Origin of the sequence: Sediminicola arcticus (assembly GCF_040566695.1) — a bacterium.
Classification (GTDB): Bacteria; Bacteroidota; Bacteroidia; order Flavobacteriales; family Flavobacteriaceae; genus Sediminicola; species Sediminicola arcticus.
Genome location: NZ_JBEXAE010000001.1, coordinates 559,204 through 578,719, shown reverse-complemented (window position 1 = coordinate 578,719; position 19,516 = coordinate 559,204). Strand labels below are relative to the sequence as shown.

Sequence of the window (19,516 nt, the reverse complement as noted above, 5' to 3'; positions counted from 1 at the left end):
TAGGTTAAGTCTTTTTATCTATATAGGGTAAAGTGTCCTACAAATTCTCTGTCATCTTCTTCTCCCTTCAATTTGAGGACGTACCAATAATCACCGGTCGGTAGCTCTGCTTCTCTGTAGAGACCATCCCATCCCTGATCATTTAATCTCATTCTGTACACCTCTCTACCATAACGGTCAAATATTATGGTTAGTATGTTGGGCCATGATTCTTCATTCCTTGGTTTCCAGAAGTCGTTTTGCCCGTCTCCATCAGGAGTAAAGAAATTTGGAATTTCAATATCTATAAATTCTATAAATATCTGTTGGGAAACCTCACAGCCATTTTCATCCACTACGGTTACCGTATAGGTGTCAGTTCTGTTAATGAAGAACGTAGTATCCGATCCCCTATCCCTATCCCCTAGATAGAAGGTATAATTTTGTCTTCCTCCTGTTGCAACCGCTGTTATTTCATTGATGTTATTTTGTTCCAATACTAGCATTAAAGGTTCGTATTGTTCAATCTCAAAATTAATGGTCCTGATACATCCATTGGCATGGGAAACCGTAATATAATGTTGGCCTGGGGTAATATTGGTAAAGTTGGGATCCAATACCATGTCCGCTGGATCCGTTGAATCCAAGGCGTATAATACATCACCAGAAACTGATGCATCCTCCAAAGTAAGAATAATGGAGGCCTCTGGCATAGCCTCTGTACACTCGTATACAGGGGCTATTACAGCGTTTAGATTAACTCCCTCCTCTATCTCAACGATGATGTTGGTTTCACAGCCTTGACTATCTTTTACAAAGATTACATAGGTCCCTGCCCCCAAATCGGTGAACGATGTTTGACCAGGCACAAAATCCGATGGATTATTAGAGTTGAAGGCCGCACTATATGGTGCTGTTCCACCTGTAATATTAATCGCTATGGATCCATCTTCGCTACCGGCACAAATTTCTGATTGAACCGAGGTAGTAGTTACTTCCACAGGAAGTGGTGCTACAATCTCAAGATCAAATATAAATGGCAAACAACCATTAGAATCCTGTGCAATGATAGTATAGGTTCCAGGCACCAAGTCTGTAAACACATTTTTAGTGCTAAACTGATTCAGGTTTGGGGATATAGCATACTGATATGTACCGGTACCACCTACCAAACCAACTTCTATGCTGCCAAAATCAGTAGCACATATTGGATTATTTACAATTGGGGTGTTAGCTGTCAAAACATTTCCTTCAGTGATGACTACTTGTTCCCTATCCATACAATCCTGACTGTCCACTTGAATATAATACGTCCCCGCAGTCAAATTGTTGAAGATAGTACTGCTTTGGGCAGGTCTAATCACTGTGATCTGATCTTGTGCAAATAAGGTATAAGAATAGTTTCCTAATCCTCCAATGGCCCTTACTTGGATCAGACCTGTGGCCTCCCCATAACATCCCACATTAACAATAGTCTGAGGTGTAATAACCAGTTCCGGTACTGCGTCTACAGTTACCGTATTCGATACGTTTGAAATACATCCATTGGCATCCCTAATAAAGTATTGATAAGCACCTACCGCCATATTGGTAAACGATACGGTACTTCCGCCCATTGGCGTAAACACTCCAGAGGCTAAGGTGCTATAGCTATAAGGCGCAGTGCCTCCGATGGCTGTCAGCCTAAGATCGGCACCAACAGTACAGGTATTCAACGTCGTTATTACCAAAGAGGCCGTCACTTTTGAAGGTTCGTTTATTAATACGGTTGCCGTGGTAAAATCACAGTTCCAACTATCTGTAACTGTCACTGAATAGTTTCCTGCTGGTAGATCGTTAAAGATATTCGACGTTTGTGGCGCACCAACCAATCCTTGATCCAAAAAGTTAAGGATGTAGTTATATCTCGCAGTAGAATCCAGAGCGGGTCTTCCCCCACCTGTAACCGTAGTGGTTATTTGACCTCCAAAATCGCCTTCACATAAAATTGTTGCGGTTGCTAATGCAGTTGCTGTAATTTGGGTAGGCTGCACCAAGGTTTCTGTTGAGAAAACCTCACATCCGTTCAAATCCCTAACATATATCTCATAGGTGCCTGCTGATAGTCCGCCAAAAATATTATTAGTGCTAAAAGATCCTGCCGCTGGTGGTGTTCCTTGAGCGATGGCATAAGTATATGTGCCCCATCCTCCAAATGCGTTGGCCGTTATTTGTCCTGGTTCAGTACAGCTTATCTCAATAGAAATGTCTGTATTCAATTGAAGAGGACTGCTTGGTGATTTTATATTAATGGTATTTGAAACATCATCACAGAACGGTGTGCCGGTAGCTATAACATTTACATAATAGTTGCCTGCCGGTAACCCAGTAATACTTATTGGGTTCGTTGAGGTGTTTGATGTAACAATACCGGTCAACGCCGTGCCATTGGATCTGAATACCTGATAGGTATATGATCCTCCATAATTGTTTACCTGTAAGGACATCACACCATCGGAATCTCCGAAACAGGTTACTGGTGTTATAGGGGATGCTACTACCTCAATTACATCGAAAGGTGCAATGGTATATGGAGAAGTCGAGAAATAACAACCTGTTACATTATCTGTTACCCTGAACACATAGTCCCCTAGGGCTGTTAGCGTGAAGTCTGCTGTCTGATTTCCTGCTCCAGGAGTCACCGTATAGGTTCCTATAGGCAAGAGATCGAAAGTAAAATCACCAGAACCACCAGCTACGTTAACGCGTACTGTTTCATCATTACTGCAGGTAATCGCTGTTTGCTGTATGAAATTAACAGCCGTAATTTTTGGCAGTGGATTAATGGAGACCAAGGTAGTATTGGTACAACCATTGTCATCCTTAACGGTCACGGTAATATTCTGTACCACGCCGGTATCCGTGATAGCGAAGGTATTGGAATTAACAAAATTAACTCCATTGATGCTATACGTATACGGTGCAGTTCCGTTGGAACCTGTGGCCGTAATTATTGCTTGTGCTACCGAATTATTTGCATTACAAGCAAACTCAGTATTTGTGGCGCTAATTGTTACAGGTAATGGTTCTGTAATAGTTACGGTTTGAGCACCTATACAGTTCCTATCAGAGGTAACCGTAATATCATACGTTCCTGCCGCCAAGTCTGTAAACAAACTGCTAGTTTGAGTAAAGGTAGTTACCCCATCAAAAATTGTAAAGATATAAGGCGGGTTAGTGTTGGAAGCATCCAAGATGACCTGTATAGATCCATCGGCACCACCGTTACAGGAAATGTCTTCCTGTGTATAGGTAAATACTACTGGAGAGGGTGTTTCCAAAGAAACAACTGCCTGTAAATCACATCCTGAACCACCATTATCGCGAACAATCGCAGTATAGCTGCCTGGTGCCAATCCTGTAAACAAATTGGAAGCCTGAGGAGTTCCACCTATAACACTGGTCCCTGTATTGTCCAATAAATCATAAACATAATTACCTGACCCTCCTGCTGCCGTAATGGTAATTTCACCATCATTAAGCGCACACGAAGGTTGCACTGTGGCCTGAGGCGTTGCTCCTAAAGGAGGCAATATAACCATTGGTGCAGTAGCAATACAGCCATTAGCGTCTCTTACGGAAACGGTATAGTTTCCTGGGGCAGATACAGTAAGCGTGGCACTGGTTTGGAAGCCATTTCCAACGCTATACCTTAAAGGTCCAATACCCGTTCCGGTAGCCGTGAAAGTATATGAAGTTCCATTTGAAATACACTGGTTATCTGCATAAGCTGGAACCGTTACTGTTGGCAATGGATCTTCATTTACTGTTACAGTAATAAACGTAAAGCATCCTCTGGAGTCCATTACATAAACATCATAATTTGCAGGGTATGTCGCAGGATTCAACGTTGCGTTTGCGCTACCTGAATAGTCTCCTAAGACGGGCACATTCCCAGATGTCACAAAAGCATAGGTATAACCTGGGGTTCCCCCATTAGCTCTTACACTTACCTGTGCACCAATATTACAATTTGCATTGGTGTTGTTGATCTCCAATAAACTTAACGCTGCACTAGGTGAAGCAATGGTCACTGTATTTGTAATATCATCACAAAAAGGTGTATCTATTGCGATAACCCTTACCGTATAGTTCCCCGCTGGTAATCCAGAAATTGACCTTGGGTTGCTTGAGGTGTTTGATGCCATCACTCCTGTTACAGAAGCCCCGGCTCCATCCAATACTTCGTAGGTGTAATTCCCTAAATAATTATTCACCTGAAGGCTCAATTCACCATCCGAGTCCCCAAAACAGGTTACTGGAGTAATGGCTGTTGCCTTAACATCTATAATATCGTAAGGTGCTATGGTATAAGGAGCTGTTGTATAATAACATCCCGTTACATTATCCGTAACTCTAAAGGTGTAATCTCCAACGGCCGTTAACGTAAAGTTGGCAGTATTGAAGCCCGATCCCGGAGTAACCGTGGCAGTTCCCATAGGTAATAAATCAAAGGTGAAATCTCCAGAACCTCCGGTCACTGTTAACCTTACTACCTCATCATTGGCACAAGTAATTGCCGTTTGTTGGGTAAACGTTACATCAGTGATCACCGGAAGTGGATCTATCGTTTGTGACAATGGAGCAACAATGGTGCATCCTTTGTTATCCTTAACGTTCACTGTAAAATTACCTGCAACATTGGTTACATAGGTGTATCTGTTCTTGGCAACTCCTGTTCCTTCAAAATAAGCCCCTCCATTAATACTAAAGAAGTAAGGTCCTGTTCCAGTAGTAGGATCCACAGTAATATCAAAAGAAGCTGTTTGCCCAGTATTATTGACATCACATGCAAAATCGATCACATTACTTATAGAAGCCACTAATTGCATTGGTTCCAATATAGTCACCTGATCGGTGGCCTCACAGTTCCTGTTTGAGGTTACTGTGATATTGTAAACCCCTGGATTCAACCCGGAGAAGAACCCTGTGCTTTGGGTAATTGCTGGATCTGTTCCGTTATCTATGGTATAGGTATACGGAGGATTGTCATTTACTCCAGCACTTGGAGCAACCAAGCTCACATTTATGGTGCCATCGGCAGCACCAAAACAGCTAATATCCGTTTTTTGGGTAGTTTGTAAGGTTACCAGTGTAGGTTCTTCCAAAATTACCTGTATTTCCTTGGTGCAATTAGCAGGATTTCCTAAAGTATTGTCCGTTACACGAACCACATAGGTGCCAAAGCCCACACCAGTAAATTGGCTTCCAACTGGAGCAATTCCGGTTGGGGTAATTCCATCCGCTTCAAATAATTCTACAGTATTAACTCCAGATCCACCGGTTACGGCAAAGTCAATGATCCCATCGTTTGCAATACATGTAGGCTGCGTATTTACCGTAGCGGTAAATTCAAGTTCAGGACTAATGGTAATCGATTCTATTTCTCCACAACCATTAGCATCCAAGACCTCAATATCGTAAGACCCTGAAGACAGGTTACTAAAAGTGTATGGGAAAGCATTTATATTTTGGAAAGCATTACCAACTATTCTAATTCTATAAGGGGCAACACCTGTATTAATCGCGTCCAAACTTACATTTATTGAGAAGCTACCTTCGTCTTCACACTCATCAACAATCGCCAATGAAATATCAGGTCTGGTATCCTCGGTAATGATAATGTCCAAGACTTGGGAAATACAACCATTGGCATCTTGGGCATACACATCCCAATTAGCTCCGATGGTATAATCCAAACTTAAGGTTTCGTCTTCTGGGAAAGTTACTGGCATGGCGGCGCCATCCAAAACCACTGCATAGGTATATGGGCCTTTTCCTCCACTTGCCTGTACCACAACAATGGCATTCTCATTACAGTTGTCCGGGGTGTTGCTTACCTCAACAACTACAACCTCTTCTGGAGCATCAATGGTCACAGAATTGGAACCTTCTATACAGAAAGGATTCTGTGTTTCTGTTACCTCAACGGTATAAATACCAGCTGGCAACGTTTGTAGAATTACATAATTAAAGGGATCCGATACCGCATTGGAACTTCCAGCGGCTCCTGCCACAGGATTCCCTGCATTATCCAAAACTCTATAATCAAAGGTTCCTATATAGCCCGCTATGTTAATTTGCATTTGTCCGTCAGAACTATCACTACAAGTTGCATCTGTTACTAAAGAAGCGGTTACGGCTATAAGGTCATATGGTGCCACATTGTGTTCTACAATTACAGAACAGTTCGTAGTCGTATCCAAAACCTCATACACATAATTGCCAGGAGCAGTTAGTATAATATTGGTTGGGTCCAAAACTACATTACCACTTGGCAATTCTGTATACGTGTAGTTACCAGAACCATTGGCAGGAACAATTTCTATAACCTCTTGACCATTGCTACAATTAATAGCCTGTAGTTGGTCTATGGTAGCTGTTACCTTTTGTCTGGCAGGTATGGCCACTGATGTAGAAACTGTACAACCATTATCATCCTTAACAATAACACTCACATCTGGAGATCCGTAAGCAACCATATAGGTGTCGGATCCCTGAAAAGAACCGCCGTTAAAGCTATACAAGTAAGGGCCTGTACCGGATAGGTTACCAAAAGTATCATCATTAATTGTTACAGATACAGTACTGGCATTATCATCACAGGTATAATCCGAGGCAGTGGCAGTGATTGCCAATTGTGATGGTTCATTAACCGTTATGGTCTCATCATGGGTACATCCTTTCGCAGAAATTACGGTTACTGTATACGTTCCTTCTAAAAGGCCGGCAAAGATATTAGAGTTTTGTGTAGTAGTCCCACCATCCAAACTGTATTGGTAAGGAGTATCTAAATTTCCTGCATCCAATGCTACCGTAATGGTTCCATCGGCACCTCCATAACAGCTCACATCTGTTTCAGAAAGGGAAAATATAGGGTTGGTTGGGGCATCAATAGTAATAGAAACACTCTTGCTACAACCTGTAATATTATCTAAAATATCAAAATCATAAGTGCCACTAGTCAATCCAGTAAAAACTGGATCATTTATCTGGGTCGGACCAACTGGATTGGTTTGGGTAAATGTAAAATCATTGGATCCACCGTCAGTAATAATGGTAACCTCAGCACTATTTGCAGGGGTGCACTGTTCTTCTGCCGTTAGCGTCGCCATAGCGAATAACGGTGGATGGATGGTTATTGCTTCAGCTGCTTCTCCACAACCACTTGAATCCACCACTCTTATGGTATGGGTACCTGAAGATAAGTTGGAAACCAATACACTATCCCCGGAGACATTTAGGTTTACCGGTTCCAAGGCACCGCCGTCTACACTCATATAATAAGGAAATACCCCATCGTTATCCAAGGTCACTTCAATTTCATATGAACCTTCAATAGCACAGGCCGTTGTCAAGTCAATTGAAATGGTAGATTCTGGTTCCAAATTATTGGTTACGGCATCCGATACAATACAATTATTGGCATCCTTTACATAAATGATATAGTCCCCATATTCTACGTTCGCATAATTCTGTGAAATCCACCCTGGACTGGATGCCGTTGGTGCGGCGTCCGCTGGAGTCAGGAATTGATATTGATAAGGTGAAGTGCCGTAAGTTGCTGTACCGGTAATAATACCCTCATTTGGTAGGCAGTTGTCATCTTTTACAGATGCAGCTGTAAGTTCCAATAAGACCGAAGATTCATCAATGGTAAAACGTTCTGAACCCACAGAACAATCCGCATACGCGCCACCTACTTCTTTGAAAAGGATATAGTAAATTCCAGGTCCCAATGGTCCCAAGTCTGTTACACTTACAGGTCCTGCTGGAGGGTTTACTGGAGAACTGTTTGAAATACCTGTAGATATGTTAGATTGTGAATTGAATATTTCATAGGAAACAGCAGTGGCGCCACCATCATAATTATCAAAACTAAAAGATATCGATCCATCTGCAGCTCCTTTACAAGAAACATTGGAAACCGGTTCCAAAATGTATGTCAAATTTGAAGGGGTATCGATCGGCGCATCCGCAGTTTCAAAATAATAACAATTATTGGTAATATCCCTTACCACAAAGGTATACGTTACCCCAGGGATCAACCCGGTAAATGTGGCCGTATCGCCACTAGGAACGTCTGGAGCCTGATAGGAAGTGGCATATGGTGTACTATAGCTGTCCAAAATGGCAAACTCATAATTTCCACTACCTCCGGATGTTGGAGAAACAGATACGGATGCAGTTCCTCCTGCTGTACAATCAGCTGTTATGGCAGAAACATCTATATCCAGATCATCTGGTGGGGAGGCAATAATATCTGTTTTGCGCAATGAACACCCGTTGGCATCCACCACATCAATTTCATAAATACCAAATTCTAAAATAGTAAAAGTGTGATCTTCACCACCAGAAGTAGTGTCGTATTGCTGAGAGTATCCATTGTTACCCGTTAAGAAATAGCTGAATTCAGCCGTTCCTCCTGTTAGGTTTTCAACAGTGATAGCTCCATTAACTATTCCACCCGCATCACATTGTATCGGAGTTACAGAATAATCATAGGCTATTGGATCTGGTTGCCCAATGGTAATGGCAAAAGGATTGGAAGCACACCCTTTACTATCGGTAATAGTAACCTCATAATTCCCTGCAGGTAAACCTGCAGTTTGATTTCCGTAATTAGTTGGTGTTCCAATTTCAATAACTTCCGTTGTAAACGGTCCAATTCCTTTGGACCTATCTATCGTAATGTTCAACATACCTGTAGCATCTCCATTACATAATGGATCCGTTGCCGTTACAGACAATTCAGGTTGTTCTGTGGGGCTAACAGTGATTGTGTTGGAAAATGCATCACAACCATAATCATCATATACCCTAAAAATATAGTCCCCTGCAGTATTGGTGCTAAAGCTAAAAGTAGCTCCCGTTATTGCTCCTCCTAGTATAAAGGTGGCACCTCCATCAGTGCTATACTCATAACGATCATATGGGGTATACCCACCATCAATTGCAACATCAATTACGGCGTCGGTTGTTGCAGAACAGGTTATGCCCTTAGTTAATACTGCACTTGCTACAATTAACCTTCTGGGTACTACTATTTGTAAGGTAATCGCCTCACAACCGTAAGCATCTATAACATCAAAATCATAGGTTCCGGGTATTAACCCGTTAAAGATGTTGCTTAATTGATAAGCACCTCCATTAACCCTATATCGATAAGGACTTTGGCCAGCAGATGCGTCTAAAATGATTGACACTCCATCGGCATCATAACAAAGGTCCGAGCTACCGTTTAAAACTAAATTAGGTGCTGAAGCTGGAGAAATGGAAATAGGTTTGTTCACAACACATCCATTGGCATCCATTACATAAACGGTATAATCGCCAGCCGGAACGTTACTAAAAACCCTATTCCCTTGATAAGGCACTATGGTAACTGTACTAGTGGCATCCATTAATTGGTATTGGTAGGAACTCCAGCCCCCCGTGGCATTTACCGTAATCGCAGCATTGTTCAAACAGGTCACATCTGTATTGGTTGTACTAAAATCCAAGGCAAGGAATGGCTCACTGATCACAGCTGGTGCAGAAGCCATACACGTAGTGGTATCATCAGTTACGTTTATGCTATAGGAGTCGGCAGCAACTCCTATAACTGGAATAGGAGTAGTCTGGAAAATATTGTTTTCAAATTGTACAATCGTGCCAAAACTATTTGTAACGGTATAGCTGTAGGTGGACACAAAGTCACTTACCGTGAAGGCAAATTCTCCGTCAGAATCCCCTTTACAGGTCACATTTTTGACCAATTGGTACAACAAACTAACCTTAGGTATGGTATTGACGGTATAGGACTCCTGTACCGTACACCCTTTGGCATCGGTCACCTTAAACGTATAAGTGCCTGGGGTAAGTGCTGTAAATGTAGGATCATTTCCATTGTTTCTATAGCTCAGAGCCGGGGCTATCAGCTCATAGGTAAAAGGTCCGTTCCCATTAGTTACACTCACCGTTAGGTTACTAACTTCTGCAGGACAAGTCATCGCCGTGGATGCGAAAGAAAGATCGGTTGGGGCATTTAGTGGATCGATAGTTTCTGTACTTGTAACAGTACAATTATTGGCGTCCCTTGCTGTAATGGTATACGTCCCGGCAGTTAATCCAGAAAAAGAAGTTCCAAGTCCAAAATTTACACCATCAATACTATAGGCATAAGGAGCAGTTCCTCCCCCTGCACTAGTCACATCTATGGTAGCAGAACCCGTAGTACAAGTATAATCTTGTGAAACAGCCGTTGTCAACGTTAGGGCTGGTGGGTCTGTTAAAGTAACCGTTCCAGTAGTCTGGCATCCCTTAGCATCCGTAATGGTATAATTATAATTCCCCGCAGCCAAACCAGAATAAACGGTTTGGGTTGATGGGGTGCTTCCGTTAAAAACAATCTGGTAAGGTGGTGTTCCACCTGTAACGCCCAAATTTACAGATCCGTCAGCAGAGCCAGCGCAACGTGGTTCTGTTACCACTGGTGCTGCTGTTGGAGGGACATTGCTGCTAACTATAATAGTATTTGAGGTAATGGTACAACCAGAACCATCGCTAATGATAAACTCATAAGAACCTGCGGTTCCTGTTGTGTACGTAAAAGGTATTGTTGGAACAGCAGTACTTGCCTGGAATGGAGCGCCATCCAAAAGAACTTCATAAGTAAACGTGCTGGTTCCCCCAGAAATTGATACCCTAATTTGTGCGTCAGGGGAGGCAGTACAATCCATATCCTTTACCAAAGTAGCATTTACAGTAAGGGTAGGATTCACAGTAATTGTTTCTGAATCCGTACAGTTCTTACTGTCTATAACATCTACGATATAGGTGCCAGGAGCCAATCCTGAAAAGACATTGCTAGATTGGTATGCTCCACCATTCACGCTATATTGGAAGGGAGCTTGTCCACCTGAAGCTACTGTTGCGGTAATGGTAAGCCCTGTGGAGGCATCATAGCATAAACTATTGGCACTTATGGTAAGATCTGGTGCAATAATAGGATTTAATGTAAATGTACTGGTGACAGCACATCCATTCACATCGGTTACAGCTACATTATAAGGTGCAGAAGTATCCAATAAGCCGCCAAAAGTACCGGTATTATTGAACGTTATAGCTCCACTAGGATCTGTAATCTCATAGGTATAGCCTCCCCATCCACCAGAAACGGTAATAGCAACGGAACCAGACACTGTTCCACTAGGGGAACAAGTGGGATCGGTAACTGCAATAGCGTCTATTGTCAATAGTGTAGCCGGTTCGCTAACGGTGATGGTCGTAGTATCGGAACACAAGGTAGTTTCATCTGTGATCACGATGATATAATCATCAGCAACCAAACCATTTATTGTTGTTGTAGTCGCCGTTTGATTAGTTACGGGGGTCCCGCCGTTTATAGTATATTGGTATGTGGAAGTAAAACCAGAGGCATCAAAAGAGATGACCCCATCAGCTGCTCCCAAACAAGTTACGTTACTAACCAAAGTGCCGGTAATAGTAATAGGAGTTACAGGCGATATGGTAAAGGTTTCGGTATATGCACATCCATTGGCATCCGTCACCAAAAAGGTGTACGTGTCTGGTGCCAATCCTGCAAACATATTACTGTTTCCGTTATTGAACGCTGTAGGTGCCGTAATCTCATAGGTAATTAACCCTGTACCTCCTGTAACAGTTAAGGTTACGTCAGATGTTTGCGCAGGGCAATTTGGTGCTGTTGCACTAAAAGCTATATCTCTTGGTGGGTCTAAAGCAGGTATGATGATACTATTGGTAACAAATGTACACCCACTAGCATCCCTTACGGTAATGGTATAGGTGCCATCTGTTAAATTGGTAAAAGTATCTGACCCTCCAAAAGTAACACCATCAATACTGTAGGTGTAAGGAGCTGTTCCTCCCATAACATTTTGTGCTTGAATTATGCCATCTTGCAAACAAGTATATGGTTGCGTCAATACGGCATCAGCGGCAATAGGGTTTGGAGTTGTTAGGGTAACACTATCGGTATAGGTACATCCTTTGCTATCCTCTACAACATAGGTGTAGGTTCCAGCTCCCAAGCCTGTATATAGGGTTTGGGCAGAGAGGCCCATACCATTAAAATCTACTTGGTATGCCGGTGTTCCAAAATTACCATCTATGATTATTTCGACACTACCGTTAGTAGCGCCGTCGCAATCTGGATCAATAGCATTATGGATTGCAACAGGGGTCGTAATAGGATCCACAATCACAGTGGTCTGAGCCGTACACCCTTCAGAATCAGTAATAGTAAAGATAAAAGTATCGTCGGTTGAGGTAGTATACGTAATCGTATTTCCAATAACGGCGGTGCTTGCACCCCCATTTATTTGATATGAATACCCAGCATATCCTCCATTAATAGTGATGTCGATTACCGCATCTGGGGAGGCACTACAATCCAATTCCTTTGTCAAAACTGAAGCTACTGTCAATTGTGGTTCCACAACAACAGTGTTTGAAGTAGCTGTACAACCATAGGCATCCCTTACCACTACGGTATAAGATCCTGGAGTCAGGTTGTTGAATACATTTCCATTTTGGGCAGGTGCCCCATTTAAACTGTAGGTATATGGGGTAACGCCAGCGGTAGCCGTAGCGGTTAAACTAACGCCTGTTGAAGGTGAATAACATAGATCCGTAGTAGGATCTAAGGTTACTGTGGGATTTACAGGAGCGGTTATAGTAAAGGTATTGGTAACAATGCAACCCCCAGCATCCACAACACTTACGGTGTAGGTGCCTGTCTGAGTAAGCCCAGAAAAAACATTACTTGCTTTTGGTCCAAGAACACTTGCATCCGGTTGTGTCAATTGATAGGTATACCCTCCCCACCCATTGGAAGCTGAGATGGAAACTGATCCATTGGCCGCACAGGTTAGAGGTGAAACAGTAAAAGTGAATCCTAGGGCTGCCGAAGGTTCATTAACGGTAATGGTCGCGGTGTCTGCACAAGCCGTGGCTTCATCCGTTACCACAATGATGTAGTCGCCGGCAATAAGACCGGTAAGATTTATAGTGGGAGAAGACTGTCCGGTGATAGCTGTTCCTCCATTAATGGTATATTGATAGGTGGTGCCAAATCCGGCTACATTAAAATCAATTGCCCCATCATTGCCGCCAAAACAACTCACATTGTTCACTAGAGCTCCATTAACCGCTATATAGGTTATGTCATTGATGGTATAGTTTTCGGTATAGGTACAGTTATTCTCATCGGTTACCTCAAAGGTGTAAGTGCCAACAGCCAATCCGTTGAAAGTTGCTGTAACTCCGTCCGTCGAATCTGCATTTTTTACAGACGGACTCGTCATACGGTAAGTCAACGCACCTGAGCCTCCTGAAGTACTTAGTGTAACGTTAGAGGTAGGGGTTGCACATGTAATTTGAGTTGCGCTAAAAATTAGATCTGTAGGTGCGCTTAACGGATCAATAATTATTTGTGGTAAGGAGATAACACAAGCAGGGTTGTTGGTATCCCTAATACTCGGAGAATAAATCCCATCTGTTAAATTAGAATATGTTGTAGTCGCACCAAAGGTAACCCCGTCTATACTATATTCATAGCTTCCAGAACCACCTGTGATCCCTAAAAAGGAAATGATCCCATTTTGAAGGCAGGTATAGTTTTGTGTCAAGGTAGCGGTGGCTGTTATTTCTGCAGCTGGCTGTATGGTAATGGGGTAAAAATAATCACAGTCTCGGTTCCCCTTTTTTAATCGAACATAAAGCACATAATCTCCTGGAGACAAATCAGAAAAATTGCTGCTCGGAAAGAAATTTACATTATCTATACTATATTCTAGATTATATCCATTGTCATTTATAAGATTTACACTTATCGTTCCATCGTTGGCATTAAAACAAGTCTCATCGGTAGAATTTACAGTGTATTCTGCTTCTTCCTCCAAGGCAATGGTTACAGGGTTGGAAATGGCAGCACAGTTGTTTCCATCTAAAACAACATATTGATACGTGCCCTGCTCCCCTATCTTTACATCAAATATTACACTGGTTTGAAATTCCGATGCAGGTATATCGTTAATTTCGTTGTAAAGTGGTCCTCCAACTCCGCTCTCGTTAATATAACTCCAAATTGCATAATAATACTGTCCAGAGCCTCCTGCTCCTTTTACTTGTATATTTCCTTCCTTACAGCTCACATTTTGGGAAACCACTGCCGAAGCACTCATTGTAGAGTTGGATGCAATGGAAACATCTTGAGAATAAGAACACCCATCATCTGTTGTGGCAACGATAGTATAGTCTCCAATATTTACGGAGGCAAAGGTGTAATTATTATCATCTGAAGGGCCAAATGAGTCAACTAATGACCCACCCTGTCTTAATTCATAATAGTATTGGGGATCAACATCGTTTACAGATATGCTAATACTTCCCTTATCATTTATACATAATGGATCTGTCTTAGTAACATTTACGGAGAAATTTCTTTGGAATATATCAATACTATTAACAACAAAGATACATGGATTGGTAGATACATTCTGTTGTCTAATATATACATTATATGATCCAGGAGTTACAATATCAAATACACCCGTAGTGTTTGAGGAACTCCAATCGTTTTGATCTAGGCTATACTCATAACTGCCGGGAACATTGGTAATGGTAATATTTCCTGGTTGCCCACACATGATATCCTTTTTAATGACATCAGGAGAAAGTATGTTTTCATATACTTTAAAGTTGAAACGATTGGAACACCCATTCTCATAACTTACAACAAAACGGAAAGTTCCTTCCTCGGTTGCTATATAATCCTCTGTAGTGGCAACGGTATTCCAAACACAAGATGCGTTAGTGGTCACACAATTGTCAGAGGCTGGGGCAGAACAACTCCCCTCATCTAATTTTTGCCATGCAAAAGAAATAGCATCTGTAAAAGTGGTTTCTATTAATCGCTCATCATTGGCACCGCACAAAAATATTTTAGGAAGTGATGAACCATCATTGGAACATGTATCTACAATATCCGCATAAGGAATTACTGGATTTGGAACATTGTTACTAAAGGGAACCACCTCTATCACCTCGTCAAAAGTCAAACAAGGTGCAGGAGCCGTTTTAGTTACTGTATAGGTGCCCAGTTGGGTAACCACTATGCTTTGGGTATTTCCAACAACAGTGCCATTTTGATTCCTCCACTCATACGTGTCAAAACCTGTACCTGCGGTCAACGTAGCCGTACTTCCGCATAAATATTGTTCTCTAGTAAAATCACAATCTTCTAGATTTACCAAAAAGTTAGTCGCACCTGGAACTGCATAACCGCAATTGTCAAACTTGGAGACACTTGGGTCATCGGTAATGATATTATTGTTAAAAGATCCGCTATATGTGGCATATGCAGTGTTTTGTATGATGTTGGAACAGGCGTCCCTTAATCTGTAGCAATCCGGAACCACCCTTACCTTTAGCTTTATGGTGTATTGTGGGTCTCCCTTTTGTACAAATTCGTTGGGTACAGTAAAAACAATTTCATGATTAACATCATCATAAACATATGTAATAGCTTGTCCATTAATAGGAGGGGGCAGTACCAGACCACTTGGAAGAAAATCCACATTGGTGGGCAGCGCATCCTTTAAAGTGAAATTTACCGCATCATCATTTCCTATGTTTTGAAACTTCAGAATATAGAACATTTCCTGTCCTAGGGTTACGTCGGCGTTGGCAATGTTATTGCCCATGACGTCCTCTACATTTTTAGTAACATCTATCTCCGGTTCAATTATTTCTACATTAAAAGAATTGAAAAAAGGATAATATTGATCCCCTGTTGACGTGAACCTAAAAGTAGCAGCACTTTCTGAATTGGGCAAAGTGGCATTGACGGGATTGTCCAAGAAAAAGAAATCTGTGTCGTACCCAAGTGTATTGGTGCTGTTGGGGTTTCTGTTGTTGACCGATACTCCATTTAAGGTGATGTTACTGTTAAAGAAGTTGTCCGCCGGGTTGGTTGCATTGCTCAACTGGGTAAATGTTGCTTTACTGGCTGCTTTTATACTAAGTTGGTCTCCACTAATTCTAAAATCCCCCTCAAGGGCCGCAACACCAATATTTGCTTTTACCGGACCTGCCGGGATGGTTTCAAAACCAGTATAGTTAACATTCACGGTTGGATTGGCTCCGTTTACCCTTGCAAAGCCATCAAATGTTGTTATCAATTTTCCTGTAACGGTAGGGTTTTCATACGCAACAACCAAGGTCCAGCCTGCGGCAGCACCACCGGATACTCCGTTACCAATAATAGATCTCACATTGGCAATAGTATAGGTCCCCTGTGGATTGGCAAGACCAGACAATATAGAGGTCACATCTGCATAACAGGCATAAGGGCTATTTGTTCTCATGGACGCGTCCGTACTGGTAAAGCCATCGTACAACACCTCGTTAGCCGTAATATCAACATAGGTACCCCCTGGTACCTTTAATTTTACTCTATTAAAATCAGTTTGCCTTCCTGTACCAATACTCTGCCCGCCCTGTGCGCTAGGATAGGTCGCAGACCAATAAAGCCCTGCATATCTAATCTGGTTACATTCCGGGGAAGGATAGGTTAAATTAGCACTACTTGAGCTAAATGTTGATGTGTCCCCATCCACATCAATATACTGCATGTTTTTGTAGTCATTGTAATTATTTGCTCCTCCGGATTCTGCATTACCATTTCCATTGGTGCTCAAGTTGTTGTAGGCGTTATTAGGCCTTGTTGTACCCGAACCACCGTCACGGTTAATAATGTTATTTGCAATAAAGGTCAGGTCTCCTTTAATATTATCCTGGTATCGTACCTGAAAATTATTAAATTCCTGTGAAAATCCAGCATACCCGAAAAGGATGACAATGGCCAGGACTATTTTTGAAAATAAGGTAACTTTCATTCGGCTAATTCATTTGTTAAAACCCACACGATCCATTTCTGGTAGATATGCGTTTTTGTTATTTTGAATTGCAGGAAGTTGGATTTGGTATCGCTTTTTTCATTGAGAAAACCATGGGGAAGTTCCAAAACCCTAACAATCAATAACAAATATTGTATATAATACTTAGGCTAAGAAGTTATTGTTGTAGGGAGGTAAAATTATGTTGTGAAACACATTTTACGTATGGTTTGATCTCTTTTTCTATAAAATGGGGCAATAATGAGAATTCGACAAAATGCAGTAATTAACGGTAAACGGGTGTTCTTCACCTATTTTGGCGTAGTAAGGACGACCTAGCTATAAAATTTGAATAAGAAAAATGGGATAGATCCTAAAGGAATTTGGGCATGAAACTGAATTTCTGTTACTTAATTTCTATCTCTTTTACAACTACCTATTTAATCAAATTACACCCCTTTTCAATTCATTTGATTTCTCCTTTTTAAGCTATAAGAGAAGGGGTAACCTTCATGATCCACATTTTCTGATCATAAGCCCGATTGATTTTAGAGTAATAGGATACCAAAGCATTGTTCCAAGAACCATGCTTTTTAAGATATACGTAGCGATAGTTGTTTTTTGGATTGATAAAGTAACTTGCGTTCAAGCCTTGGGCATTCAACATTTTCACAAAGCGGTTGGCATTGTTTGGATTAGAGAACACATTGGCAATAATATAGTAACCAGAATCCACACCGTTAATTTTAAAGGCCTGGGTTGATGGTGTATTGGAAGTCACCCTGTCCTTTGCAACGATATTCTTTTGAAGTACGTCAACTCCGTATTTCGTAGATTGCTTCTTGATTTTGCTCACATTGTCCACATAGGCCTTATCCGCATCGTTATATTTATTGTTGTCCACGTTCATGATCCATTTGTCCCCTGCATAGGTGCCATCCACGTTGGATTTATAAGCTGCAACGGCCTCTTGCCAGGTATCGAAACGCTTCAAATAAACATATTTTAAGCCATTGTTCTTATTGGTGAAATAATCTGCTTCTAAGCCTTTCGTGTTAAGATCTACCACAAATTTATTGAGGTAGTGTTCTCCCTTGTATACGTTGGCCACTACATAATACCCATCTGCAACACCATCAAGATCTTGGAACCTCCTACTTTTAATATTATTTTGTTTGGTCACTTGGGTAAACTCATCCTCAACTATTGCTTTTCTAGAAACCACTTCGTCCCTAACTCGCTCCCTCGGATTTATACCATTTGTATTTTTAGTTTCAGAATATGTAATTATCCTTTTAAAATCGTCCCTTACGGAAGGTTGTTCTGTACTAACCTCAATTTTAGAATTCTCTGCAAGAACATTATCGTTATTTAAGAAATACATACTTTTGGCCTTTTCTTCCAGATCTGGTCGCTTTCCTTGGGTTTCGTTGCGGACCATGCGCATCACCATTTCAAATCGCTTTTCCAAATCGGTCTTTCTATTCTCCTCTAAGGAATCTTGACGGAACATGAGCTCTGCAAGTATTTCATTGTTTTCGGCCAATGCCATTTTTAATTTTTCTATTTCGTCATCCTTAGATGTTACTGCCTCATCTATATTTATTTCTTCCTCCAAACTGGCTAACTCTTCTTCTTCTTGATCTTCCAACATTACCCGATCCTCTGTAAGGTTAGGTGTAAAGGAATACGCAAAGGAAATCTCATGGGTAACCCCAAAATTGTCAAAATTATTAGATAACCCTTTTTCCATTGTATATCCTAGGGATAAGCGTTTATTCAAATTAAATCCTATTCCAGCCGCAGCTCCATAGAAATCGTCATATCCCGCTTGTACCCACCCTAGCTTTGGAAGGTCTAAAATAAGACTTCCGCCCAATACAACCTCATTTTCACCTACTTTGCGAACTCTGGCCATAGGCATCAAACGCGAAGATTCCATAATCCCGCTTTGGTTATTAAACTGATGGGTATATTGTAAATGTCCTGAAAAGGTTTTCTCGTTGAACTGAGTAACGGACTGACTGCTCTTCATATTATAATCGAAGAGATTTTCCGCAAACAGACCAAAATCGAATTTACCATAAGAAATATTAAATCCAGGTTGTACAGACAGTAGAGAACTGTCTTGAAAACCATTCAATAAAGGATCTTCTTCTATGGGATTGGACCTGTTTCGATCAAAGCCACTGTTGTAATAAGATACGTTAGCACCAAAGGTAAAGTTACTTTTATCACTTAATTTAATCCCATAGGCGTAATTCGCCAAAACTCCATAATTGCTAATAATGCCTTCCCTTTGGGTGTAAAGGCTCAAGCCCAACCCGGATCTATCATCTATACGTCCACTATAGCTTAAAAAATAGGTTTGATTGTTATCATTAAAAGATACTGATTGGTTTCTGTGTAAAAGATTCACATAGGATTTGTCTTCCCTTACCGTAGAAAAAGTAGGGTTAATCAGAAACCGATTAAACTTCAGTAAGTTTTGTGCTGGGACATCATAGGCCACAAAAGGGTTCTCCTCCTGTGCTCCGACCTTGGTCAGAACCATAATGAACAATAGCATATATATA

At 41.4% G+C, this 19,516-nt stretch carries 2 protein-coding genes; both read right to left on the bottom strand.

What is annotated here, in order from left to right; translation table 11 throughout:
• Nucleotides 1–14: 14 nt before the first annotated feature.
• Nucleotides 15–16,940, bottom strand: coding sequence for a T9SS type B sorting domain-containing protein (locus ABXZ36_RS02540; protein ID WP_354613895.1), 16,926 nt, complete (start codon nt 16,938–16,940; stop codon nt 15–17).
• Nucleotides 16,941–17,424: 484 nt separating this feature from the next.
• Complete coding sequence (locus ABXZ36_RS02535; RefSeq protein WP_354613894.1) at nt 17,425–19,509, bottom strand: PorP/SprF family type IX secretion system membrane protein; 2,085 nt, start codon at nt 19,507–19,509, stop codon at nt 17,425–17,427.
• Nucleotides 19,510–19,516: the final 7 nt, after the last annotated feature.

Coding starts and splice junctions, on each gene's coding strand:
- ABXZ36_RS02535 (WP_354613894.1), bottom strand. CDS start 19,509: ATGCTATTGTTCATTATGGTTCTGACCAAGGTCGGAGCACAGGAGGAG.
- ABXZ36_RS02540 (WP_354613895.1), bottom strand. CDS start 16,940: ATGAAAGTTACCTTATTTTCAAAAATAGTCCTGGCCATTGTCATCCTT.